General features: G+C 57.5%; 21 protein-coding genes. 8 read left to right on the top strand and 13 right to left on the bottom strand.

Features of this window, described 5'->3' with window-relative positions; all coding sequences use genetic code 11:
* Window positions 1-83: 83 nt before the first annotated feature.
* Together CJF39_RS17105 and CJF39_RS17110 are read right to left on the bottom strand one after the other, a co-directional pair.
* Window positions 84-404 (bottom strand): AprI/Inh family metalloprotease inhibitor, encoded by a 321-nt coding sequence (locus CJF39_RS17105; RefSeq protein ID WP_170942698.1) that lies wholly within the window; start codon window positions 402-404, stop codon window positions 84-86.
* A gap of 133 nt (window positions 405-537) precedes the next feature.
* Window positions 538-1,989 carry a serralysin family metalloprotease gene (locus tag CJF39_RS17110; protein ID WP_094994495.1) on the bottom strand — a complete coding sequence of 484 codons (1,452 nt, stop codon included), beginning with the start codon at window positions 1,987-1,989 and terminating at the stop codon, window positions 538-540.
* Between the two features lie 818 nt (window positions 1,990-2,807).
* Here CJF39_RS17110 and CJF39_RS17115 point away from each other — a divergent pair.
* The 5 genes from CJF39_RS17115 to CJF39_RS17135 all read left to right on the top strand — a co-directional run bounded on the left by CJF39_RS17115 (window position 2,808) and on the right by CJF39_RS17135 (window position 7,997).
* Entirely contained in the window at window positions 2,808-3,833 is a 1,026-nt protein-coding gene (locus CJF39_RS17115; RefSeq protein ID WP_094994528.1) for a LacI family DNA-binding transcriptional regulator, read from the top strand.
* A gap of 75 nt (window positions 3,834-3,908) precedes the next feature.
* Complete coding sequence (locus tag CJF39_RS17120; RefSeq protein WP_094994496.1) at window positions 3,909-4,691, top strand: sugar phosphate isomerase/epimerase family protein; 783 nt, start codon at window positions 3,909-3,911, stop codon at window positions 4,689-4,691.
* On the top strand, window positions 4,684-5,643 hold the full coding sequence (locus tag CJF39_RS17125) for a sugar kinase (RefSeq protein WP_094994497.1): 960 nt from the start codon (window positions 4,684-4,686) through the stop codon (window positions 5,641-5,643). The genes CJF39_RS17120 and CJF39_RS17125 overlap by 8 nt, the downstream gene beginning before the upstream one ends.
* A gap of 54 nt (window positions 5,644-5,697) precedes the next feature.
* Window positions 5,698-6,993 (top strand): MFS transporter, encoded by a 1,296-nt coding sequence (locus CJF39_RS17130; protein WP_094994498.1) that lies wholly within the window; start codon window positions 5,698-5,700, stop codon window positions 6,991-6,993.
* A gap of 20 nt (window positions 6,994-7,013) precedes the next feature.
* Window positions 7,014-7,997 (top strand): 2-hydroxyacid dehydrogenase, encoded by a 984-nt coding sequence (locus tag CJF39_RS17135; protein ID WP_094994529.1) that lies wholly within the window; start codon window positions 7,014-7,016, stop codon window positions 7,995-7,997.
* Here the strand turns inward: CJF39_RS17135 and CJF39_RS17140 are convergent, their stop codons facing one another.
* Genes CJF39_RS17140 through CJF39_RS17155 form a run of 4 tightly spaced genes read right to left on the bottom strand, consistent with a single transcriptional unit; the run spans window position 7,998 to window position 11,773 of the window.
* Complete coding sequence (locus CJF39_RS17140) at window positions 7,998-9,077, bottom strand: polyamine ABC transporter substrate-binding protein (protein WP_094994499.1); 1,080 nt, start codon at window positions 9,075-9,077, stop codon at window positions 7,998-8,000.
* Window positions 9,078-9,131: 54 nt separating this feature from the next.
* Window positions 9,132-9,473 carry a cupin domain-containing protein gene (locus tag CJF39_RS17145; protein ID WP_094994500.1) on the bottom strand — a complete coding sequence of 114 codons (342 nt, stop codon included), beginning with the start codon at window positions 9,471-9,473 and terminating at the stop codon, window positions 9,132-9,134.
* Between the two features lie 26 nt (window positions 9,474-9,499).
* Window positions 9,500-10,906, bottom strand: coding sequence for an NAD(P)/FAD-dependent oxidoreductase (locus tag CJF39_RS17150; protein WP_094994501.1), 1,407 nt, complete (start codon window positions 10,904-10,906; stop codon window positions 9,500-9,502).
* A gap of 48 nt (window positions 10,907-10,954) precedes the next feature.
* Complete coding sequence (locus tag CJF39_RS17155) at window positions 10,955-11,773, bottom strand: helix-turn-helix domain-containing protein (RefSeq protein WP_094994502.1); 819 nt, start codon at window positions 11,771-11,773, stop codon at window positions 10,955-10,957.
* Between the two features lie 258 nt (window positions 11,774-12,031).
* On the opposite strand from CJF39_RS17155, the gene CJF39_RS17160 reads away from it, so the two are divergent.
* Window positions 12,032-12,310: a DUF1652 domain-containing protein gene (locus CJF39_RS17160; RefSeq protein WP_094994503.1), complete on the top strand. Its 279-nt coding sequence runs from the start codon at window positions 12,032-12,034 to the stop codon at window positions 12,308-12,310.
* A gap of 143 nt (window positions 12,311-12,453) precedes the next feature.
* On the opposite strand, the gene pssA is transcribed toward CJF39_RS17160, so the two are convergent.
* Both pssA and CJF39_RS17170 read right to left on the bottom strand, forming a co-directional pair.
* Window positions 12,454-13,797 (bottom strand): CDP-diacylglycerol--serine O-phosphatidyltransferase, encoded by a 1,344-nt coding sequence (gene pssA / locus CJF39_RS17165; protein WP_094994504.1) that lies wholly within the window; start codon window positions 13,795-13,797, stop codon window positions 12,454-12,456.
* An 87-nt stretch (window positions 13,798-13,884) separates the two neighbouring features.
* Window positions 13,885-15,021, bottom strand: a complete 1,137-nt coding sequence (locus tag CJF39_RS17170; RefSeq protein WP_094994505.1) for a glycerate kinase — start codon at window positions 15,019-15,021, stop codon at window positions 13,885-13,887.
* Between the two features lie 196 nt (window positions 15,022-15,217).
* Between CJF39_RS17170 and CJF39_RS17175 the strand changes: the two genes are divergently transcribed.
* Both CJF39_RS17175 and CJF39_RS17180 read left to right on the top strand, forming a co-directional pair.
* Window positions 15,218-16,273 (top strand): tetratricopeptide repeat protein, encoded by a 1,056-nt coding sequence (locus tag CJF39_RS17175; protein ID WP_094994506.1) that lies wholly within the window; start codon window positions 15,218-15,220, stop codon window positions 16,271-16,273.
* A 171-nt stretch (window positions 16,274-16,444) separates the two neighbouring features.
* On the top strand, window positions 16,445-18,118 hold the full coding sequence (locus tag CJF39_RS17180) for a response regulator (RefSeq protein WP_094994507.1): 1,674 nt from the start codon (window positions 16,445-16,447) through the stop codon (window positions 18,116-18,118).
* A 22-nt stretch (window positions 18,119-18,140) separates the two neighbouring features.
* On the opposite strand, the gene CJF39_RS17185 is transcribed toward CJF39_RS17180, so the two are convergent.
* From CJF39_RS17185 to CJF39_RS17205, 5 genes are all read right to left on the bottom strand, one after another.
* A complete protein-coding gene (locus CJF39_RS17185) occupies window positions 18,141-18,518 on the bottom strand; it encodes a response regulator (protein WP_047274461.1) in 378 nt (125 codons plus the stop codon).
* Window positions 18,519-18,586: 68 nt separating this feature from the next.
* Window positions 18,587-19,783 carry a hybrid sensor histidine kinase/response regulator gene (locus CJF39_RS17190; protein ID WP_094994508.1) on the bottom strand — a complete coding sequence of 399 codons (1,197 nt, stop codon included), beginning with the start codon at window positions 19,781-19,783 and terminating at the stop codon, window positions 18,587-18,589.
* A complete protein-coding gene (locus CJF39_RS17195; protein WP_094994509.1) occupies window positions 19,777-20,379 on the bottom strand; it encodes a chemotaxis protein CheB in 603 nt (200 codons plus the stop codon). The genes CJF39_RS17190 and CJF39_RS17195 overlap by 7 nt, the downstream gene beginning before the upstream one ends.
* The gene (locus tag CJF39_RS17200) at window positions 20,379-21,194 is read right to left on the bottom strand and encodes a CheR family methyltransferase (RefSeq protein ID WP_094994510.1); all 816 of its coding nucleotides are present in this window, start codon (window positions 21,192-21,194) and stop codon (window positions 20,379-20,381) included. The genes CJF39_RS17195 and CJF39_RS17200 overlap by 1 nt, the downstream gene beginning before the upstream one ends.
* Window positions 21,195-24,692, bottom strand: a complete 3,498-nt coding sequence (locus CJF39_RS17205) for a response regulator (RefSeq protein WP_094994511.1) — start codon at window positions 24,690-24,692, stop codon at window positions 21,195-21,197.
* Window positions 24,693-24,809: the final 117 nt, after the last annotated feature.

The raw sequence follows: 24,809 nt of genomic DNA on the forward strand, positions 1-24,809 counted from the left end.
CACTGTTTTTATGTGTTCAAGCCTGATCCGGTCTTTACAGGAATAACTGATCCGGCCTGAATAACTTCATTCGCGTGATCGCATTAATTCACACTTTGTATGTGCGCCCTTTTCATTATCAGGGTCTTTGCACCGTCCACTGCACCTTCATAGAGACCCGCTTCACGCAACGCCAAGAACAATGACTGTGTTCCGTCCTTTGCGATTAACAAGATGCCGTCAGGCGTGGGCGACCAGGTGGTCGGCGTTCGGCCCAACCAGGCATGTAAACAACGCGCCTGCGCACTGAAGGTGCGGTCTTTTTTCAATTTAACCGTGCACGCGTCCTGCTCGGCCCCTTGCAGATAAAACGTCCAATTGCCCGCCACTTGCGCGGGGCTTAATAACATCAGCGAACTGGCCATGGCGCTCTCTGTGGTTGTAAACAGCACTGCAACTACGCAGGCCATTGCTTTTATGAAGCGGTTTGCAGTGTTCATGAGACCTCGGCGTAGTGCCAGAAGGCAGCGCTTGCGCGCTGCCCGTTTACCGACAGCCTTACGCAACGATGTCGTAAGTTGCCACCTGCCCGACCGTGGTAATCAGGAAGTCGGCTACGCCGTGCCCGCTAAAGTCCACCTGCAGCGAGCCGGCATTGCTGGCCTGGTTATAGCTGACGACCGCATCACCCGCCTGACCGGTGAACGCATTGACGAAATTCAAACCACTGAGATGAGTAATCCCTGTGAGATCGATTTTGTCGAGACCGGTCTGGAAATCCATGAGGGTGTCGGCCGCCTTAGGGGTCGAATCAGACACTTCACGGTACACAAACGTGTCCGAACCGCTGCCGCCCCACAGCTTGTCAGCCCCGCCACCGCCGTAGAGGATGTCGTTGCCGGCACCGCCCTTGAGGATGTTGGAGACGGCGTTGCCCAGCAACAAGTCGTTGCCCGAACCGCCAATGGCGTTTTCGATGGTCACACCTTGAGCGATGGATACGTTACCGGTCATGCCGCCAACGTCAGAGAACGAACCTGCGGCCAGGTTGATTTTCTGATTCTGGCTGAAACCCGAGAAGTCCAGGGTGTCATTCCCACCGCCATCCCACACCGAAAAAATCAGCTTGTCAGTGGCCGATGTGGCCGATGTGGCGCTGTAGTAGTCGCGGTCAGCCGTGGCGTTGAACCCGTAAACGGTGTCACCGGCGCGGGTTTCCATGTTCGCGCCGTACAGCTTTTGCACCGCGGCAATGTCATCGAGCAGTGGCGCCGAGGCGTAGGCACCTTCACCGGTCTTGGTGAACACTTGGCCGGTGTTCTTCTCACTCCAATAGCTCATCACGCTGTAAGCACGGGTATCTTCGCCATACACAGCATCGCGGTAGCTGGGGTTGCCATTACCCGCGTTGTAGTCGCCAGGGTGTGACAGGCCCAGGGTGTGGCCGATCTCGTGGGTCAGGGTCTGGCGACCGTAGTTGCCTTCACCCGGAGTTTTATTGACCTCGTAGTCCTTGTTGATCAAGTACCACGACTCGCCTTTGCGCGAGCTGTTCGGCAGGTAGGCAAACGCAGCCCCACCGTTACTGGCGCTGAAGTTGGCGAAGGTCATGTGACCATCGTCACCCCGGGCGGCAGGACCTTCAGTGAAGGTCACTTTGGCCACATCGGCCCATGATTCCAGCGACAGCTTGGCCTGTTCTTTTTGCAACGCGGAAAACGTACTGAATGTACCCAAACCGCGGGAGGCATAGCCCGGAGGTGGAGACGTGAGGAAGGTGTACGACAGATTGATCACACCGTCACCATTGAGGTCGTACCAGCTGGCGCCACTGCGGGTCAGTTGGTCAGCGGCTTGATCGACCGTAAACGATGGTTTGCCATTGACCAGGTGATTACCGCGGTCATAGAAATGACTGAAATTATCCACCTGGGTGAAGGCAGAACTGGTGCCGTTGGCCGCAAACGTCTGGTTGACGGACAGCGCTGCTTTCTCTTTAAGTTTCGACATGTAAACAGTTCCTTGTTTAGCAGTAGAAAAGTTTTAAACAGACAGAGACGATCCCATGGCGAGATCGTCCTATCACTCGCCGTATAAAGGCCGGGCGAAATTGACACACTTCGAAATATTCAGTCCAGCACTTTTTTGACGTCAATTAACGACTTTTCTGTAAGTAGCCGAAAACATTGAGTGTTTTGCTGAAAGGCTTTTCCTTAAACATGCAAAGACTATGGCTATATTCGCAGTAGGAATATCGCTACAAACAAAATGGTGCATTAAAGTTCATGGTATGACCAGCCGGTCACTTCAGGTTTATATAAACTTTTCGTCCACTCGTTCGTCTTACAAAGTTGGCCAGACGTTAACCCGCAACCGTGTAAGTGTTTGCCGATCAAAAGTCACTCGTCATATCACAACACACTCCCGGACGGAGTAAACGCTCGGGTGGCCATCCTGAACTCCACGCGTCGCTTTCTTATATACGTCGCTTATTTGAAAGTTTCAGACGCATCCACTGTTAACGATCGTCCACACATCTGGCCAATGTCAGCCCTGCATTTCATCAATAATTGTAAGCCGTCATTTAAATGCGATTAAGCCCGCCTGTTGGCCATTGACTGACGTGCGACGGCCAAGGAACTGATGCAGAACGGGTTGACTGAAGACGATGTGAGCCGTAGTCGCTTTGCCGTCACATGACGTGACCCGCCGACGCGTTCTCCTACAAACGGCACTTGACGATCAGAGGTGATTTGAGTTTTCCTGAAACCGGTTTCAGGCCCAGTGCCGAGATCGCCTGCGATAACACCAATAAAAGGTTTCAGGCCGTGAACAGTTTTTCAGCCGCTCAACGCTCCCGTGTCACCATGCTTGATGTTGCCCTGCACGCCGGGGTGTCCAAGGCCAGCGTTTCCCGCTTCATCGGCGAGGACCGTGCATTGCTCTCCGAAGCCACCGCGCAACGGATCGAGCGCTCGATCGAGGCGCTGGGCTACCGTCCCAATCAAATGGCGCGCGGCCTGAAACGCGGGCGTACGCGCCTGATCGGCATGCTGGTCGCGGACATTCGTAACCCCTACTCCATCGCGGTCATGCACGGCGTCGAAACCGCCTGCCGTGAGCACGGTTACAACCTGGTGGTGTGCAACACCGACCGCAGTGATGAGCAGGAAAGCCAGCACCTGGCCGCTCTGCGGGCTTACAACATCGAAGGTCTGATTCTTAACACCCTTGGTCATCAGCCTGACGTTCTGCAGGCGCTGCACCAGGAAATGCCCATCGTACTCATCGACCGTAAGGTCGAGCAGTTGTATGCGGATCTGGTGGGGCTCGATAACGCCGGAGCCGTGCGCACCGCGCTAGAGCACCTGCAAGCGCAAGGTTACCGCGACCTGCTAATGGTCAGCGAACCGGTTGATGGCACCAGCTCGCGTCTGGAGCGCATCGCCAGTTTTAATGCGCAACTCAACGACCGCCCTTCACTGCAAGGCACGCGGGTGGAAACCGGCCCCCATCTGCAGTCTCGCATCCAACACTTTCTGGATACCCCCGGCAGTGGCCCCAAGGCGCTGTTTTGCGCCAATGGCGTGGCCGCGCTGGCAGCCACTCAGGTGCTGCGTGACTTGAACCGCCATCTGTTTGAAGACATTGGCCTGATTGCTTTGGATGACCTTGACTGGTTCCCGTTGGTGGGCACCGGCATTAGCGCCTTGGCGCAACCGACCCAAGCCATCGGCGCCAGCGCCTTTGAGTGCCTGCTAAAGCGCTTGCGGGGCGACACCGCAGAACCTCTAGTCCTGGATTTTCCTGCGCAACTCATCGTGCGTGGTTCGACCCGACGCATTAACCCCTGACAGTTGTGCCATGACGCAATCCGATTGGCAGTCCTTAACGAATAAAAATGAAACCGGTTTCAGAGGTTAATAACAATGAACACATTCCCCGTTTCCATCAGCCTGTCGAGCTACGGAGCTGACCTGGTTCGCCAGCGTGGCCAAGGCAGTTTTATTGACTTACTGGCCAATGCCGGTGCCCGGCGCATTGAGCTGCGCGAAGAACTGCTGACCGACGAAGACCCGGCGTCCTTCGCTGCAGCGGTGGTGAGACAGGGGCTGGAATGCGTGTACTCATCGCCGCTCGAACTGTGGGAGGCAGGACAATCTCGGCCTAATCCTCAATTGCTGGCGACCTTGCGCAAGGCCCATGCGTTCGGTGCGGCCTGGCTTAAGGTCTCTCTTGGCTACTACACCGAACATTGCGATTTGTCGAACCTGGCAGCCTGCCTGAGCCAGCAATCGGTCAACCTGTTGGTGGAGAACGACCAAACGTCCCAGGGCGGACGTATCGAGCCTCTGCTGCGCTTCTTCGACGCAGTGGATCAACTGCAAGCCCCCATCAGCATGACCTTTGATATCGGCAACTGGCAGTGGCAGGACCAGTCCGCCAGTACCGCTGCCCGCTTACTGGGCCGTCATGTCACCTATTTGCACTGCAAAGGCGTCGCCCGGCGTCCGGATGGCAAGTTGATTGCTACGCCGCCAACGGCCACCGACCTGCAGATGTGGGAGCAATTTCTACCGCATATGCAGCCCGGGCTGACGCGCGCGGTGGAATACCCCCTGCAGGGCAGTGACCTGCAATGGCTGACGAAAGTCCATGTCGACACACTCGCTACGCTAGGCGCAGCGCAACGGGAGCTGAGCCATGTCTAAAGTCGATGTGTTGTCGTTTGGTGAAACCATGGCCATGTGGGTGGCTGAAGAGACCGGCGATCTGGCGCAAGTCGAACACTTTCACAAGCGTATTGCCGGGGCCGACAGTAACGTCGCCATCGGGCTGGCGCGACTGGGGTTCAATGTGGCGTGGCTCAGCCGGGTAGGCGCTGACTCGCTTGGGCGGTTTGTGCGTGCCACCTTGCAAGCCGAAGGCCTGAATTGCCAGCATGTGGAAACCGACCCGCAGCACCCGACGGGCTTTCAGCTGAAGTCCCGGGTGGACGATGGCAGTGATCCGCAAGTGGAATACTTTCGCCGCGGCTCGGCGGCCAGTCATTTGAACCGCAGCGCCATCACCGCGCAACTGCTCAGCGCAGGCCACTTGCACGCCACGGGCATTCCCCCTGCCCTGTCAGCCAGTTGCCGCGAATTGTCGTTCGCGCTGATGCAATCGATGCGCGCGGCCGGGCGCACGGTGTCGTTCGACCCCAACCTGCGCCCGTCTCTGTGGGCCAGCGAACAGCAGATGATCCGCGACATCAACGCACTCGCCGCCCATGCCGACTGGGTGTTGCCGGGCTTGAGTGAAGGCCGCTTGCTCACCGGTCGCGATGACCCGGCAGACATTGCCCGGTTTTATCTGGATCAAGGCGCAGAGGCGGTCATCATCAAGCTGGGCCCTAAAGGTGCCTATTACCGCACCACGGACACCGAAGGCTTCGTGCCAGCAGTGCCGGTGGACGTGGTGATCGATACCGTCGGCGCCGGCGATGGTTTTGCAGTGGGCGTGATCAGTGCCCTGCTGGAAAACCTCGGCTTTGAACAGGCGGTGCAACGTGGCAACTGGATTGGCAGCCGCGCCGTGCAAAGCCGTGGCGACATGGAAGGACTGCCGACCCGCGCCGAGTTGGAGGGCCGTGGCCTGACCGAATCTGTATTACCTGCCTAACGTGCTGCACCCGTGACCTGCTGCGACAAAAACAACAAGCTCAGGAGCTACGCCATGCAATCGCTAACACTCGCTGCCCGCCGGTGGTGGTACATCATGCCGATCGTATTCATCACCTACAGCCTGGCCTATCTGGACCGCGCCAATTACGGGTTTGCCGCCGCCTCCGGGATGGCCGAAGACCTGCACATCACCCCCGGCCTGTCGTCGTTGCTGGGGGCGCTGTTTTTCCTCGGTTACTTCTTTTTTCAGGTGCCGGGGGCCATTTACGCGCAGAAGAACAGCGTCAAAAAGTTGATTTTTGTCAGCTTGATCCTCTGGGGCGGACTCGCCACGCTCACAGGTGTTGTGTCCAACGCCTACAGCCTGATCGCCATTCGCTTCATGCTCGGTGTGGTGGAAGCCGCCGTCATGCCCGCCATGCTGGTCTATCTGTGCCACTGGTTTACCCGCGCCGAACGCTCCCGGGCCAATACGTTTCTAATTCTCGGCAATCCGGTGACCATGCTCTGGATGTCAGTGGTGTCAGGCTACTTGGTGCAGCATTACAGCTGGCGCTGGATGTTCATCGTTGAAGGTTTGCCCGCAGTAATCTGGGCGTTCATCTGGTGGCGACTGGCCGATGACCGCCCTGGCGAAGCCAAGTGGCTCAGCACTCAGGAAAAACAGGACCTGCAAAGCGCGCTCGATGCCGAGCAAGTCGGCATGACCCCGGTGAAGAACTACGCCGCGGCCTTCCGCTCGCCCAAAGTCATCCTGCTGGCCTTGCAGTTCTTCTGCTGGAGCATCGGCGTCTACGGGTTTGTCCTGTGGCTGCCGTCGATTCTCAAGCAAGGCGCGCACATGGACATGATCGAAGCGGGCTGGCTTTCGGCCCTGCCGTATCTGGCCGCCGTCATCGCCATGCTCGGCGTGTCGTGGGGGTCGGACAAACTGCAAAAACGTAAGCGTTTTGTCTGGCCGCCGCTGTTGATTGCCTCTTTTGCGTTCTACGGTTCCTACGCATTGGGTGCAGAGCACTTCTGGTTGTCCTACACGCTGCTGGTGATTGCCGGGGCATGCATGTACGCACCCTACGGCCCTTTCTTCGCGATCATCCCGGAAATCCTGCCATCCAACGTAGCGGGCGGGGCCATGGCCCTGATTAACAGCATGGGCGCGCTCGGGTCTTTTTCCGGCTCCTACCTGGTGGGTTACCTGAACAGCGAAACCGGCTCACCGGGGGCGTCTTACCTGTTGATGAGCGGCGCGCTGCTGATCTCGGTCGTGCTGACGTTAATGCTGAAACCCACGGCCAAAGACCCACTCGCGCCGACAGTCAGCACCACGTCGCGTCTGGCTCATTCTTGAATTTAACGTTGGTGATTACTTTGAAAAAACATGTCGTGCTCTACAAAACGCTGTCCGCGCCCTTGATGCAGCGCCTGCAAGATCGCGCCGAGGTCACGCTGATTGAACGGCTGGACGCTCAAGGGCTGGACCAATTGCGCGCCGCTTTACCCCAGGCTCACGGGTTACTGGGGGCCAGCCTGAAACTGGACGCGCACTTACTGGCCCTGGCGCCCAGGCTTGAAGCCATTGCCAGTGTGTCCGTGGGGATCGACAACTACGACCTGGACTACCTCAACGCGCGCCACATTCTATTGACCAACACCCCGGACGTGTTGACCGAAACCACAGCCGATACGGGGTTTGCACTTATTCTGGCCAGTGCCCGCCGCGTGGTGGAGTTAGCAATTCGTGTGCGCAATGGGCAATGGCAAAGAAACATTGGGCCGGAACATTTCGGCACCGACGTGCATGGCAAAACCCTGGGCATCATCGGCATGGGCCGCATTGGCGAGGCGTTGGCACAGCGGGGACATTTTGGCTTCGGCATGCCGGTGATCTACCACAGTCACTCGCCAAAACCGGCTGTCGAGGCTCGATTTGGCGCCCGCTACCGCAGCCTCAATGCGCTGCTGCACGAGGCGGACTTCATTTGCCTGACGCTGCCACTGACCGCAGAAACCCAGGGCCTGATCGGCGCAGAGCAATTCGCACTGATGCGTCCAGACAGTATTTTTATCAATATTTCACGGGGCAAAGTGGTTGATGAAGCCGCGCTCATCCACGCATTGCAACGGGGGCAGATTCGTGGCGCCGGGCTGGATGTGTTTGAGCGCGAACCGTTGGACCCAACTTCGCCTTTACTGACGCTGGAGAACGTTGTGGCCACCCCGCATATCGGGTCGGCCACCATTGAAACCCGTGAAGCCATGGCCCGCTGCGCCGTGGACAACCTGCTGGCAGCTTTGGACGGGCAGCGCCCGCCCAATTTGGTCAACCCGAGCGCATTGCAACCGGCTCGCTGATCATCCCCCAGCCTTGATCCGGGTCCACAGGCGTGTGCGCACCCGGTCAATGTTGAGCGGCATGGCTTCCAGGGCAAACAGCGTTTGCAGCATTTGCGGCGTCGGGTACACCGTGGTGTCAGCCTTGATCTCGGGGTTGACCAGCGCATCGGCCTGCAGGTTACCGTTGGCGTAATGCACGTAATTGCTGATGCCCGCCATTACGTCCGGCTGCAGCAGGTAATTCATGAAGCGGTAGGCCGCTTTTTCATCCGGCGCATCGGCGGGCATGGCCACCATGTCAAACCAGATGGCAGCGCCTTCTCTGGGGATCGAATAGCCGATATCGACGCCATTGTTGGCTTCTTTGGCGCGGGTTTGGGCTTGCAGGATGTCCCCGGAAAACCCCACGGCAACGCAGATATTGCCGTTGGCCAGATCGCTGGTGTACTTGGAGGAATGGAAGTAGCTGATATAAGGACGGACCTTCATCAGCATGGCTTGGGCCTTTTTATAGTCCTGCGCGCTTTTGCTGTGGTGGGGCAGCCCCAAGTAGTTAAGCGCAGCCGGTAAGACTTCCGGGCCATTGTCTAGAATCGCCACCCCGCACGTGCTGAGTTTTTCCATGTTTTCGGGCTTGAAGATCAAATCCCACGAGTCAACAGGCGCGTTGTCGCCCAACACGGCCTTGACCTTCGCGACGTTGTAGCCGATCCCCGTACTGCCCCACAAGTAAGGGAAACCGTGTTCATTGCCGGGGTCATTGACTTGCAGCGCCTTGAGCAACGCCGGGTTAAGGTTCTTCCAGTTCGGTAATTGGTCCTTATCGAGCTTTTTCAGCGCCCCGCCCTGGATCTGACGCGCCATAAAGTGGTTGGACGGAAACACCACGTCATAGCCGGACTTACCCGTCATCAACTTGCCGTCCAATGTTTCATTGCTGTCGTACACGTCATAGCTAAATGCAATGCCTGTCTCACGCGAGAAGTTTTTCAGTGTGTCGGGGGCGATGTAGTCAGACCAGTTGTAAATTTTTACAGTCTCGGCCGCCTGGCACAGCGAGCCAGCCACTATCAGGGGCAACAGGGCGATGCGGATCATGATTCGATTCCTTGCGTATTGTGTGTCGCTGTTTTTATGGGCAGGGTTCGGTGATCAAAGGATCAAAACATACGTTTTGCGCACGGTCTGCTGAATGTCCCAGACCCCCGTGCTGTTGGCAGGCAACATCAAGGCATCGCCCGCTTCTATGTGAATAATTTCCCCGCCATCGGGAGTGAACGTGCAGCGTCCCTGAATGAAGTGACAGAACTCTTGCGCCACGATTTGTCGCCGCCAGCGTCCTGGCGTGCAGGCCCAGATCCCGGTTTCAACGCCGTCGGTGCGCTCGACACACGTCACCGAGGTCTCGGCCACCGGGGTGCCAAGGGGCACGGCCACAGGTGAGGATGCATGCAACGCAACGTGGGCGGTGTTTTTGAAGTGAGTGATGCTCATGGATATATCCTGATGGGGCCAAAGGGTTACTGCATAAAACCTTCCATCACACTGGCCAGGCCACTGGCGAACCTGCGCCGCCAAGGGGCTGCCTCAGGGTTGGCGAGCGTCTGGTCTTCGTAGACAAAACTGCGGATAACGGCGTTGTAACCCAGCCAGCGGCAAGGCTCCGGTTCCCATGCCTTGAGCGCGCCAAGGCCGCCAGCGGTCAGCACCCAGGGCTGCTGCACTTCAAGGGTGTCACGCTGCAAGATCAGGTCCGCGAGGGTGCGCCCGCCCAAATGGCTCGCGCCCACGCCCTCCCCGCCGTAACCACCGGACAACGCGATGCCGTGTTGCCGGTCACAGAGCATGTGCGGTTGAAAACGCCGCGCCATGCCCAAGTTGCCACCCCATACGTGGCTGATGTGCACATCCTTGAGCGCCGGAAAAAGCTCCGCGAAAAGGTAACGGCGCACGTCGATTTCGCCCTGACTGAGGTTAAAGTCATGACGCAAACGACCACCAAACTGATAGCCGCCCCGGGCGCCAAATACCAAGCGGTTGTCTTGGGTGCGTTGCCCGTAGGTCACTTGACGACTGTTTTCGCTGAAAGCCTGACCTGCCGACAACCCGATCTCATCCCAGACCGCCTCGGGCAGGGGGGCCGTGGCGACGATCAGGCTCTGCACTGGCAATTGATAACGCCCCAACGGCGCCAGCGTGTTGGCGTAGCCTTCCACTGCCGGAACGACCCAGCGCGCCTTGACCTGTGCCTTGGCGGTGCGCACACGGCCGGGTTGCCACCCCGTCACCGGGCTTTGCTCGAAGATCTTCACGCCCATGCGCTCAACGGCACGGGCCAATCCGCGCACCAGTTTGGCGGGCTGAATCGTGGCTATGTGCGGCGTAAAAATCGCCCCGTAGGGGCTCGCAATGCGCAGTTGCTGCGCCAGCTCAGCCGGATCCAGCCAACGGTAGTCCCCGTCACTCAGGCCCTGAGCGTGAAGTTTCGTCAAATAGTGACGCAGGGTAACTTCCTGTTCCCGATAGCGTGCGGCACAGAACAGTGCCCCGCCTTTGCGGTAATGGCAGTCGATGCCTTCGCGCTCAATGACCTGGTTGACTTCATCAGGAATGCCATGCAGCAAGGCGTAAGACTGGCGTCGCTGCTCGATGGACAGGTTGGCAAGCAAGCGGTCTTCGCCCAACAGGTTGCCCATCAGCCAACCGCCGTTGCGCCCGGAAGCACCGAAGCCAGCCGTTTGCGCTTCGACAATGGCAATACTCAGTTCAGGTGCGTGGCGCTTGAGGTAATACGCGGTCCACAAGCCGGTGTACCCGGCCCCCACAATCACCACGTCTACGTCCAGATCGTGCTTGAGCGATGGGCGTGCTGTCAGGTCGTCCGCGAGTTGGTCCATCCACAAACTGATTGAGCGCCAGGCTGGCATTGCGGTCTCCACACTGTCTTCAGAATGGAGCGATCCTAGCGCCTGATCTCAAACCGAGTCTTGCGCGCGTGCCCGCAAAGAAATTTGCCGCGCATAAGCCTTGGGTGATTGCCCGGTGTGCTGGCGAAAACAACTGTAGAACGCCGACAGCGAGTTAAAGCCCGCAGCAAAGGCCACCTCATCCACTTTAAGCGGCGAATCGGCGGCGGCCATCGCGGTCAGCACGTGGCGCAGACGTGCCTGATTCACATAGCGATAGAAGCTTTGTCCCAGCACCTGATTGAGCAAATACGACATCTGGTTGCGCGTATAGCCACAGGCTTTGGCGACGTGTTGCAGGTCCAGTGCTGGGTCAAGGTAAGGCTGCTGGCGATCAAAGTAGGTTTGCAGGTCCCGGGCCATGAAACTCAACTGCCGCGCAGACAGGCCAAGACGACTGACCGCAGGTCTGATGGGGGTTTGCCCGGTAGCGTGTTGAGGGGATTCATGCACCAGCGAAGCGTATTCATGGACCTGCCAGATCAACCCGTCGCGCACCGTGATGGCTTCACTGGCCCTGAAGGACACCAGCCCCTGGCTGCCACGCAGCGTGATGCGGTACTGGATGAATGCCGTATTGCCATCCAGGCGAATACGGTCACTGTGCTCCAGCGCCTCATCCGCTTCGCGTGGCATGGAGAGGTGAACGTAGTCACGCAACTCCTTAAAGCCCATCACCCGGTTCTGGAAAAAATCGTGGTAAACGACCGAGGGGTGATACAGCGCCATGACCCCGTCAAGATCGCGGTGTTTCCAGCACAGGTGGTAACGCATTACCGTCTCGCCCGTGGCGCGGGTCTGCTCGGGGCCGTCATCTGGGGCAAACATGGCAAGGCTCGCTGAAATAAAACACAGAGTGCCGAGTTTATGAACGGGCTTCAATGGTCAAGCACAGCCGCGCAGAACACGGCTAAAACGCTTCACTGCATGATTTACATCAAATCCCGGTGAATCAATGTGCCCGCTGGGCACAAAAACCTTATCGTGGCGGGCGCACGGTGCTAGGTTTGAACACGAAACGCTCGCAAATACACACGGTCGGGGCAATTGGCGACCGTACAAACACTGAGCAAAAGGAAGCGCTCGATGAATCCGGTGAGCAATACCGCGAAAGTTACCTTTCCCAACGCGTGTCAGTTGATGCGCTGGCATTTCCATCCCATGGGCTTCGAAGCCACCATGGACGCCCCGCGCAGCATGATCGCGCGTCTGTTTGACCGGGCCAGCGGCGAGACCGTCATCGCCATCGCTGGCATCCCGTGCGCCACCGTCATGACCACCACGGAAGTGGCGCGCATCATTCAGTGCGTCGAAGACGAGCTAGAAAGCTTCGTCCCGCCGCTGGCATGGCAAGCATTGGCCTGATTCAAGCCCCTGTGTGACACGCTTTCGCGAACGTATCTGTTCGCGAACCAGCGCTTTTACTCTCCCCATCCGAACACATATGCCGTCCTTGCACCGCAGCGCTTATGGGCGATCCGGGCAAGGGCCTGGGCGTGCACGAGCGATCAGAGAATCCGGTAGAGCAGCCGCTCGATCCGCACACGGCTAACCCGGCGCAGGAACTTGGCCACTGCTGGCGGGTAATCGGTAAGGGTTTCCAACTGCTTGAACGAATCAATACGCGTGGTATGGGCGAAGATCGCGTCCAGTTCTTTGCGGCGCGGTTCGAGCAACTCGCGGCGTGGATCATCGATCAATAAGCCATTTTCAAGGTCCAGCCTGAACGCACGCGGATTCAGGTTATTGCCGGTGAGCAAGGTGTAGCGATCATCCACCCACATACCCTTGAGGTGGTAAGTGTTGTCGCCGTCGCGCCACAGGTGCAGGTTCAACAAGCCGCTGTCGATCATGGCCTGGTGGCTCTTGGCAAAGCGGCGCAAGCTCAGTTCATACAAATACGGCAACGCCGCAATCACCTTGAAGGGCTCGCTGGGCGGGATGTAAAAGTCGTTGGCCGTCTTGTCGCCCACCACGATATCGATGCGCACGCCGCGCTCCAGCGCGCGATTGATTTCGCGGGTCACGGGCAACGGCAGATTGAAATACGGCGTGCAAATGGTCAGTTGCTGTTGGCTACTGGCGATCAGTTCACAAATAACCCGGCTCAACGGGTTGTTTTTGCCTACGCCCAATAAAGGGCTTACGGACAAACCAAAGTGGCCGACAGTGCCTTGACTGGTGTCGTAGCTGGCTTTTTTCAAGCGACTTCGCAAGTCACCGATAGCCGAGCGCAGGCTGCGCGTGCTCGGTAAAGTCGGCAGGTCCAGACGATGCACCGCCTTGGTTTCAATCAAGTCGTGCTGGATAAAGCGCTGCATCGAATCGGCCAGCGGCTTGTTGTTGAGCACGTGATAGCGATCGAAACGGTACTTGTCGAACTTATGCAGGTAAACGTTATTGAGACTGGCACCGCTGTAGATCACACAGTCATCGATGATGAAGCCCTTGAGGTGCAGCACACCGAACAACTCGCGGGTTTGCACGGGCACACCGTAAATGGGCACCCGGGTCTCATGGGCTTGCGTCTGGGCCTGGTACCAGGCGGCATTACCGGGCTGTTTGCCCGCGCCAATCAGCCCGCGCTGGGCACGCAGCCAATCCACCATGACCACGATTTCAAGTTCGGGACGGGCCGCTTTGGCGGCGTGCAAGGCATCGAGGATTTCCTGACCGGCTTCGTCCTGTTGCAAGTACAACGCCACCAGCGTGATGCGCTGGCGGGCATTGGCGATGTGCTCCAACAGGCAACGACGAAAATCGGCCGCACCGGGCAAAATGCTGAAGGCATCGGCGGACAACGGAAAGCTGCGCAACTTGGGCAGCAGAGAGCGTTTGAAGAGCGACGGCATAGGGCTCGCTAAGGGTCGAATGCGAATAACCGCGAAGCTTACACGATTCTGTGTTTCAACCAGTAACCTCGCATTCAGCCCCGCACCTTATTGGCGACCCAGGCTCCACAAGCGCGCAATGTCCCGCGCCCGATCAGTCAATAACTGCGACGCATGGGCGCAGGCGTACTCCAGTGTCATAGGGCCACTGGCCACGGCAAACGCGGCATGAATACCGTGCGCGTACAACGCCTGATACCCCTCCCCCAATGTCCCGGCCAACACCACAACAGGTACGCCATTGCTGCGGGCGATGCGCGCAACCCCGAAAGGTGTTTTACCGCGCAGGGTTTGCGCGTCAAAGCGGCCCTCGCCCGTAATCACTAGCGCAGCGCCTTGCACCGCCTCATTCAGGCCGACCAGCTCGGCGACCACGTCAACACCGGCCCGAAACTGCGCGCCAAAAAACGCTTTGGCAGCGAACCCCAGACCGCCCGCAGCCCCTGACCCCGGCTCGTCACGCACGTCGTTGGGCAGCACCTTGGCGCAGTGGTCGGCAAAATACCCCAACGCTTGATCCAATTGCTGCACCTGGGCCGGGGATGCCCCTTTTTGCGGCCCGAAAATCGCTGAAGCCCCGTGCTCACCACACAAAGGATTGTTAACGTCCGCGGCGATTTCAAAGCGCACGTCGGCCAGGCGTGGGTCCAGCCCTTGCAGATCGATGCGTGCCACCTGCGCCAGCGCCAGACCGCCTCGCGGCAGCTCACGGCCTTGTGCATCAAACAGCCCCAACCCCAGCGCCTGCAGGGCCCCCGCACCGGCATCATTGGTTGCACTGCCGCCAATGGCCAAGATAATGCGTTGGGCGCCCGCCTCCAGCGCGGCTTTGATCAGTTCACCCGTGCCATAGGTGCTACTGACGCAGGCATTGCGCTGTTCAAGCGCCACCAACTGCAAACCGCTGGCTTGCGCCATTTCGATAATCGCGGTGCGGCTTTCCGGCAACCAGCCCCAGTTGGCATGAGCCGGCTCGCCCAGTGGCCCTTGCACCTGATGACAGCGCAACTGGCCATTACCGGCCGCCACAATGGCATCGACCGTGCCCTCGCCGCCATCGGCCATGGGGCATTTGATCAACTGCGCATCGGGGAGCACGTCGGCCAGACCGGCAGCAATCGCCTCAGCGACTTTTTCGGCACTCAGGCTGTCTTTGAACGAGTCAGGGGCAATGACGATTTTCATTGGGCGAATCTCCAGTTCTTATGTCAACCATGCTGCCAGTATCGGCGTGCAAACACGCCAGGCCGCTGCACAAGGGATTACGGGCTTTGTTGTACATTTTCACAAGCCGGGCGCCTTGAACCGGACAAGGGTTTGACTCGCACGCTGCACTGGCCGAAGCTGGTGTTCACTACGCACGCCTGCTTCTGGAATTTGCATGCTAAAGCCCCACCGCTACTTGTTGCTCAGCCTAGCTTCTGCCGTCGTTGCAACCTGCCTATGGGTCTGGATGCGCCCTGCGGCGACCGTCACCACAACAAGCGTCAATCACAGTTACACGCAAGCCCTGGAGCAAGCACACAATGGCGAGCCTGGCGCTGCCCGTGTGCTCTACCAGCAATTGGCCCGCACCGATTTGTCTGACATCCGCCGCGCCAGCCTGCACGCCGAACTGCCCAACTATCCCAGCCCCCAAGCCCTGAAACTGGCCGATGCCGACTTGCATAACCCTTCCGCACTGGTACGCGAAGCGGCCATCCAGAGCATTGTCGGGCTGGTGCCGGGGGCGCAACGCACGCTGCTGCTTGGCCCGATCCTGGATGATCCGGAGCAAAGCGTACGGTTTGCCGCCGCCAACGCCTTGTTGGGCCTGTCCCCGGACGAGCAAGGGCTGTATTTCGGCCCGCTGCAGCAAGTGATTGACGAATATGAACGCACGCTCAAAACACAGCCTGACAGTGCGCAGGCGCAAGGGCAGCTTGCACGTTTGTACTTGCACGAAGGTCAGTTGGACGAGGCGCAGGCCGCACTGGAAAAAGTCACCCGCCTTGAGCCGGACAACCTGAAAGCCCTGGTCGCACGCGTGGACCTGCTGGATAAACGCGGCCAGAGCGACCGCGCACGCGAGTTGCTGGCCCAGCAGCTTGAGGCCCACCCCGACTCGGCTTACTTGCAGCATGCACTGGGCATCTGGCTGCACAATCACGGGCAAACCGAATACGCCTTGCTCGGATTGGCCAAAGCCGTCGAACTCGAACCTGACAACAGCGACTATCGCTACAAGCTGGCCGTTGCCCTGCACGACTTGAACCAACTCGAAGCGGCGCAGCGCCAGCTTGAAGAGCTGCTGCAACGCCAACCCGCCAATCGCAAGGCACGGGTGCTGTTGATCCGTTATTGGAAGGAGTCGGGGCAATTGCAAAACGTGCAGGTGCTGCTGGCCCAACTTGAACAGCAAAACCCCGATGACCCGGCTTTGCAGCAGGGGTTATGACCCCTCTTATAACGCCCGACACCGTTTTATCAACCTCATTTGCACTTCAAATAGATGCATTTGAATATAAATTTCAAAACGTTGAACCGCCACGGTAGCGCAGGGTCAAGACCATATAGCCGCTCAAAAGCGGGTAATTTATGAGTCGAGTATCAAGAGGCGGGAAATTCTGTGATTGCATTGGGACCCACCGAGGAGCGCGCCCTGATTCTCACGTGCCCCGGGCTGGAAAGGTCGGTTGATGTGCAGCAACTGACCTCAGGCGGCGTAAACAGTGTTGAACTGGCGTGCATGGACCACCTCCACCCGGCCTTGGAACAAGGTGCGGGATTGTTGATTTTCGAGGCCAACTCCCAACAGCTCGATGCGTTCGAGCAACTGCGTAATGTGCTGGTGAGACAACCCGATTGGTCGGACCTGCCGATCATCGTACTGACCGCTGAACCTCAATGGCCTGATGTTCAAATGACCCGCCTGAGCGAGCAACTGGGTCATGCCTTGTTCGTCGCCTCGCCCTGGTCAGCGGCACAGTTACTGTGCCTGTCTAAAAACGCCTTGCGCACACGCAAACAGCAATACGCCGCCAGAGACAGCGCACGCGCCCTGACCGAACGTGAAGTATTTATTAAGAACACGCTGCAACAGATTGATTTAGAAGTAGAGAATCGCGTCAAAAAAGCACTGCAGCACAACGATGACATACGCCATGCGCAAAAAATGGAAGCCGTCGGACAACTCACCGGAGGCATTGCCCACGACTTGAATAACATGCTGGCCGGGATCATCGGCAGTATGGAGCTGCTGCGGCGCAAGGTGGCCCGGGGCAAACTCGATGATCTGGATCGTCTTATCGACATGGGCGTCACCTCCGCCAATCGTGCTGCGGGGCTCACCCATCGATTGTTGGCGTTCTCGCGCCGCCAGTCACTGGACTCCAAACCCACCATGATCAGCGAGTGGCTGCTGGCACAACGGGCCCTGGTGGAGCAAAACCTCGCTCCGGCCACCCGGCTCACCCTTGAAGCCGATGACAACCTGTGGATCGCTGACGTTGACCCGCAGCAATTGGAAAACGCATTGCTGCACCTGGTGTCCAATGCCCGCGATGCCATGCCCGAAGACGGTCACCTCACCCTCAAGACCTATAACCTGCAGGTCGATACCACTTTCAGTGAAGCTAACGGGCATTTCACGCCCGGTGATTACATTGTGCTTAGCGCATCTGACAATGGCTGCGGCATGCAAGAAAGCACGCTTAAACGCGCCTTCGACCCGTTTTTCACCACCAAACCCATCGGCCAGGGCACCGGCTTGGGACTGTCGATGATTTACGGGTTCTGCAAACAGTCACGCGGCCATGTACGCATCAATAGCCATGAACGCAGCGGCACCACTGTGGAACTGTTCTTGCCTCGCTGTAACGGCAGCAGCGCAGAGCTGAGCGCCCAAGGCCTGTCACAGGCAGAAACCGCAGCCAATGCCGAAAAAACCCTGCTGGTGGTTGAAGATGACAACGCCGTGCGCAATCTGGTGATCGAAGTGCTGCGTGAACAAGGCTACACGGTGCTCAGCGCCGAGGATGCGAACGCTGCCCTGCCGATTATCGAATCGGCGCAAGCCATTGATTTGTTGATCAGCGATGTGGGGCTACCGGGCATGAACGGCCGCCAACTGGCTGAGATCAGTCGTCAGGCACGCCCGGATCTGCGCGTGCTGTTCATCACCGGTTACGCACAGCATGCGACTGCGCGTGGCGGCTTTCTGGATGAAGGCATGCAGTTGATAACCAAGCCCTTCACCTTTGACCTGCTGACGGCCAAGGTGAATGAGATGTTGCAGGTCTGAATCCGCTTTAATTAAAGAGGATTCAGACCAACTGGTTCTGAATGATTTCTTTGAGCTTATCCAGATCGAACGGCTTGCCCAAAATGGGCGCCTTGCGCGTGATGGGGCTATCAGTCTCGCGTATTTCCTGCGGGTAGCCGCTGATAAAAATCACTTTAAGATCCGGCCGAAGCTTTACCGCAGGCTCAGCGATCTGTACCCCGGAAATACCGCCCGGCAACCGGAAATCCGTGACCATCAGGTCCAGGTGCGGCTTGCTGGCCAGAATTTCAAAGGCTTGTTCACCGTTTTCAGCCTGTAATACGCGATAGCCTTCACCTGACAAATAGGCGGACAAGACCATCAGGATCGAAGGGTCATCTTCGACAATCAGAACCACATCTTGTGCATCTTCACTCATGGGGGAAACCTTAATTGCTGCAAATGCTGCCAATACGACCATGGGGTCGGCCATAGGTTGCGGCTAATTTACGCGTTTTGCGCCAATGGCAGGCTGACCCGGAATACAGCACCCTCACCCAAGGCACTTTGTACGGTGATTTTGCCGCCATGGGCCGCCACAATCTGCTCAGAGATGAACAACCCAAGCCCCAGCCCAGCCACTGCGTGCTTGGCTGAAACCCGCTCAAACTGCTGAAAGATGCGTTGCTGGTTCTCTTCGCTGATGCCAATGCCCTGATCGCGGACTTCCACGATAGCGTTTTGGCCTTCGACATAAACTGAAACATCAATCGGGCTCTTGGCCCCATAGCGCAACGCATTGGTCAGCAGATTCGACACGACCTGCTCAATCCGGAACTCATCCCAAAGACCGACGACCGGACAGTCGACACGAAGATTAACACTCGACTGGGCCGCGCTGATTTGAGGCGCAAAGGTTTCCACCAGCGTATTCACCAGACGCGACAAATCGAACTGGCTTGGGCGGATCGACAATTTGCCGGTGCGAATGCGCGACACGTCGAGCATGTCTTCAATCAGGCGAATCAAGCTCTGGATCTGGCGCTCATCGCGCTCCACCATGGCCTGCATCTTGTCCAGAGTGAACGCCGCTGCGTTATCGCGGGCCAGGTGCATCTTGCGCAACTGGGTTTCCAGGATCAGCCCGTTCAGAGGCGTTCGCACTTCATGGGAGACGATGGACATAAAGTCGTCGCGCATGCGCACAGCGTGTTCAAGTTCGCCTTGCGTGACCTGCAACTGTGCCAACAGGACTTCCTGTTCCCGACGATTTTGCTCAAGGGCTTCAACTTGCTGCTTGACCGCTTTTCGCTGCCGATACAGATCAACGAACACATTGACCTTGCTCTTGACCGCGTGAATATCCAGCGGCTTGTGCAAGAAATCCACTGCGCCGCTTTCATAGCCCTTAAAGGCGTAATTCATTTCACGCCCTGCGGCGCTGACAAAAACAATCGGGATGTTTTTAGTCTTCTCGGTACCGCGCATCATTTCAGCCAGCTCAAAGCCGTTCATGCCAGGCATCTGCACGTCCAGAATGGCCAGCGCAAACTCATGTTGCAGCAGCAACGAAAGCGCTTCGTCAGCGGACAAGGCCTTATAGACCGTGCGGTCTTCACGCTTGATCAACGCTTCCAGTGCCAACAGGTTTTCTGGCAGATCATCGACGATCAGCAGCTTGGCTTGAATATCACTTACTAGCATTCGATTCGTTCCAGCTCGACAAGCAGACGGCCGATGCCGCGCAAAGGGAGGATGTAGTCCGGTTTCATGCGATCCAAAGCCGCTTGCGGCATGGTAGAAACCAAGGCTTCTTCAGGGTCTTGAATGATGGTCAAACCGCCCGACTGCTTGACCGTGGCAATACCCTGAGCACCGTCCTGATTGGCGCCAGTCAGTAAAATCGCAGCCAGACGCTGTTGATACACGTCTGCCGCGGACTCAAACAAATAATCAATGGAAGGCCGCGAATAGTGCACGCGTGCTTCCTGACTCAACGAAAAACTGTAATCGTGCTCAACTGACAGGTGATAGCCGGGCGACGCAAAATAGAGCGTGCCAGGTTCAATCGTGTCCTTGTCGGCCGCTTCTTTGACCTTGATTGCCAAACGACGTGCAAACACGTCAGCCAACTGGCTACGGCGCTCGTCCGGCAAGTGCAGCACCACAATGATCGGCAAACGAAAGCCCGGCTTTAAACCCGCAAAAATCGTCAATAAGGCTTCGACACCCCCCGCCGATGCGCCCACCACGACGGCGTCAACCGGCGGCAGCCCAACGTACTCAACCGGCTCGTTCATCATAGCTTGCGGTAAATCCGCTCTTGCTTGAGCACGGGGGTGAATTGCTTGCTGTAGTCGGAGAAGTCCAGCGTCTCTTTGCTGCCCAGCATCAAAAAGCCGCGATGGCACAGCGATTCGTGAAACAACCCGAATGCCCGATTTTGCAAATTTTTATTGAAATAAATCAGCACGTTACGGCACGAAATCAAGTGAGTTTCCGAGAATACGCTGTCGGTCGCCAGGCTGTGGTCAGCGAACGTCACGTTCTCGCGCAGGCTCTTGTCGAAAATCGCGTAGTCATACGCTGCCGTGTAATACGTTGAAAAGTCACGCTGGCCACCGGCCTTATGGTAGTTGTCGGTGTAGCCCCGAATGTTTTCCAGGGAGAAAATCCCCTGTTTGGCCTTTTCCAGCGAACGCGGGTTGATATCGGTGGCATAGATGATCGTGCGATCAAGCAGCCCCTCTTCGCGCAGCAGGATGGCCATGGAGTAAACCTCTTCGCCCGTGCTGCACCCCGCGATCCAGATTTTCAGTGAAGGGTAGGTTCTGAGGATCGGCACCACTTCCTGACGGATCGCCAAAAAATGCTCGGGGTCACGAAACATTTCACTGACCGGGATCGTCATGTACTGCAATAACTGCATGAACGCGGTGGGGTCGTACAGCACCCGTTCCTGCAACGCCGAGATGGTATTGCAATCGAATTGGCGCATGGCGTGATGCACCCGGCGCTTGACCGAAGCGCCGGAGTAATCACGAAAGTCATAGCTGTATTTGAGATAGATCGCTTCAATCAGCAGACGTATTTCAATATCGGTGTTTCGCGGCACTTAAATACGTTCCATTTTGGGCAACCAGACACGAATCAGCGAAAACAGGCGATCCAGGTCAATCGGCTTGGCCAGGTAGTCATTGGACCCGGCTTGCAGGCAGCGTTCCTGATCGTCTTTCATGGCCTTGGCCGTGACAGCAATGATCGGCAGCTTGCGCCAGCGCGGGTTTTTGCGAATTTCAACAGTGGCTTCGTAACCATCCATCTCGGGCATCATGACGTCCATGAGCACCAGATCGATGTCCTCCACTTCATTCAAGCGCTCAATCGCCTCACGGCCATTTCGGCCGATGATCACAATGGCGCCCTTATGCTCCAGTGCACTGGTGAGTGCAAAGATATTTCGGACATCGTCGTCGACCAGCAAAATTTTGCGCCCTTCAAACACTTTGTCGCGGCTGCGCGCGGTCTTGAGCATTGTCTGGCGTTCATGGGACAACTGGGATTCGACTTTGTGCAGAAATAAAGTCACTTCATCAAGCAGACGCTCGGGCGAGCGGGCACCCTTGATGATGATCGAGCGCGAGTATTTGCGCAGCTCGGCCTCTTCATCACGGGTCAGGTTACGCCCGGTGTACACAATGACCGGCGGGAACGAACAAATATCTTCGGTGGACATGCGCTTGAGCAGATCACCGCCGAGCATGTCCGGTAACTTGAGGTCGATGATCATGCAGTCGTAAATGTTCGAGCGCAGCAAATCCAGCGCTTCCTGTGCATACCCTACTGCGGTGATCTCGATGTCATCGTCGCCGATCAGGCGAGCAATGCTGTCGCGTTGTAAATCGTCGTCCTCTACCAGCAACACCCGTTTAACTTTCTGCGTGAGCTTGGCTTCAAGGCGTGCGAATACGTCTTTGAGCTCTTCGCGGGTGGTGGGCTTGACGGCATACCCCACGGCCCCCATGTGCATGGCCGCTTCGACCCGGTCCTCGACTGAAATCACGTGCACCGGAATGTGCCGGGTAGACGCCTGCTCCTTGAGGCGTTGCAACACCGTCAGGCCGGAGTGGTCGGGCAAGCGCATGTCGAGCAGGATCGCATCAGGGATGAACTCGGCTGCGAGGCTGAAGCCTTCGTCGGCACCATGGGCCACCAGGCACTGATAGCCCAACTCATGCGCCAGATCGAAGAGGATGCGCGCAAAATTTGGCTCATCTTCAATCACCAGAATGCAACGCGTGGTGAAGGGTGCCTTTTCGCGATCATCCATAAAGCGCGGAATTTCGACGTTCGGGACGCTTGCCACGGGTGGCGCGACGGGGGGCGTCACGGCAGTCAGGGTTTTGACCGGCTCGGCCACCAGGGCGGGTGCATACGGCTCATCGTGCTCAACAAACTGTTCAGGCAGAGTCAGCGTGAAAATACTGCCCTGCCCCGGTTCGCTGGTCACGCTGATGGAGCCTCCCAGCAAGTTGGCCAGATCGCGGGAAATGGACAGCCCCAACCCCGTTCCGCCATAGCGGCGGTTGGTGGTGCCGTCGGCCTGGCGGAACGCTTCAAAAATGCTTTCCTGCTGCTCGGCCGCAATGCCGATCCCGGAATCACGCACGGTGAAGGCAATGCCTTCGCTCGGTTGACGCGACACCGTAAGGCTCACTTGGCCTTTTTCGGTGAACTTGATCGCATTGGACAGCAGGTTTTTCAGAATCTGCTCCAGTCGCTGACGGTCTGTGAAGATCATCTGCGGGGTACCGGGTTGCAGTTCGACCTGGAAATCCAGCGCCTTTTCCCCGGCCAGCGGTTGGAACATGCTTCGCAGACCGTCCACCAAACGCGGGACGCTGGTGTTTTCAGGGCGCACTTCGAGCTTGCCGGCTTCGACCTTCGAAATATCCAGAATGTCGTTAATCAAGTTGAGCAAGTCATTGCCCGCCGAGTAGATCGACTCGGCAAATTTCACTTGTTCGGCGGTCAGGTTTTCATGCGGATTTTCCGACAGCAATTTGGCCAGAATCAGCGAGCTATTGAGCGGTGTGCGCAGCTCGTGCGACATGTTGGCCAGGAACTCGGACTTGTACTTGCTGGAGCGCTGCAACTCTTCGGCACGCTCCTCCAATTGCACCTGAGCATGATTCAACTCGGTGTTTTTCTGGTCCATTGCGTCGCGCTGGGCTGCGAGTGCCAATGCCTGATCGGCTAACTGCTCGTTGGTCTGCTCCAGTTCGGCTTGCTGGGTTTCCAAGTGCGTCTGAGATTCCTTGAGGATGCGCGACTGCTCTTCCAGCTCTTCATTCGCGGTTTTGAGTTCTTCTTGCTGCACCTGCAACTCTTCATTGAGTTGCTGGGTTTCAGCCAGCACTTCTTGCAAGCGCTGACGGTAGCGTGCCGCTTCAATCGAGGTGCCAATGTTGTCGGCAATCAACTCGAACAACTCGATGTCGCGCTCAGTCAACGGCCGCAAAAAGCCCAGCTCGATCACGCCATTGACCCGGTCATCGTCACTGGTAGGCACGACCAGCACGCTGCGTGGGCTGCCTTCGCCGAGCCCGGAACTGACCTTGAAGTAACCCTCGGGGACATTGTCCAGACGAATCAATTTATCTTGCTGCGCCGCCTGGCCCACAATCCCTTCGTCGTTGTGAATGAGTTGATCCTGCAACTCGTGCTCGCGGGAAAAACCATAACTGGCCACACGCTTGAGGCCGCCATGGTCTTCACGCACGTAAACTGCTGCGACCACTGAGCCCAAGTACTGAGCGCAGAATTGCAAAATGTTGCGACCCAGCATGTTAAGGGTCAGACGCCCCAACACCTGTTCTGCAAGCTCGGTCTGCCCGTTGCGCAGCCAGGCCTGCTGCTCAAGGCGTTGCGCACTCCTGACCTGCGCTTCGAGGGTATCGCTGTAGCTTTTTGACAGATTGACCAGGTCACGACGCCCGATATACGCCAGGAAGCCGCTCAGACCCAATACGAAAAGCAAGTACAGGCCGATGACCAGAAACGTTGTGCGGCTCACGTCATCATTGCGGTCGACACGCAGCTGTTGCTCCATGGCAATGAATTCGTCGAATTCCTTGCGCACCTGATCGGTCAGACGCTTGCCGCGCCCAGACTGCACTGCGCCCCGGTAATCACCATTACTGCGGCGCAGGTCTATCATCGCTTGAGCGTACTGACTCCAGTCATTTTGCAGCGCTTCAAGACGTTTGAGGCGGTCCACCTGCTGCGGGTTGTCGCTGACCAGCTCCTGCAAACCCCGCAGTTGTGCAAGGACTTGGGGCCTGGCGACTTCGTACGGGTCCAGAAAATGCTCGTCGCCAGTAATCAGGTAGCCGCGCATGCCGGTTTCAAGGTCAACGGTGAGCTTGATCGCCTCGTTCGCGTTATTGATAACGCGATCGGTGTGCTGCAACCACTGTATGACCGACAGCAGATAGCTGATCATCACCACAAACAAGACGGCGCTGAGCACGCCGACACCCAAGGGCAAACCGACGTTGCGACTCAGGAGTTTGCGAAAGCTTTGCTCATCAACCGATGCAGGTGCATTCATTTTTCTGGCCCGTGAACAGTGTAAAAAACCGTAAGTTTGCCGGATTACCGAGCAAACAATCTATTTTCTTCCTCAAATAAGTACATATTCGTACAAAGAGCTGCACTGAAAAGCTAC

The organism is Pseudomonas lundensis (assembly GCF_002269125.1).
Classification (GTDB): domain Bacteria; phylum Pseudomonadota; class Gammaproteobacteria; order Pseudomonadales; family Pseudomonadaceae; genus Aquipseudomonas; species Aquipseudomonas lundensis_A.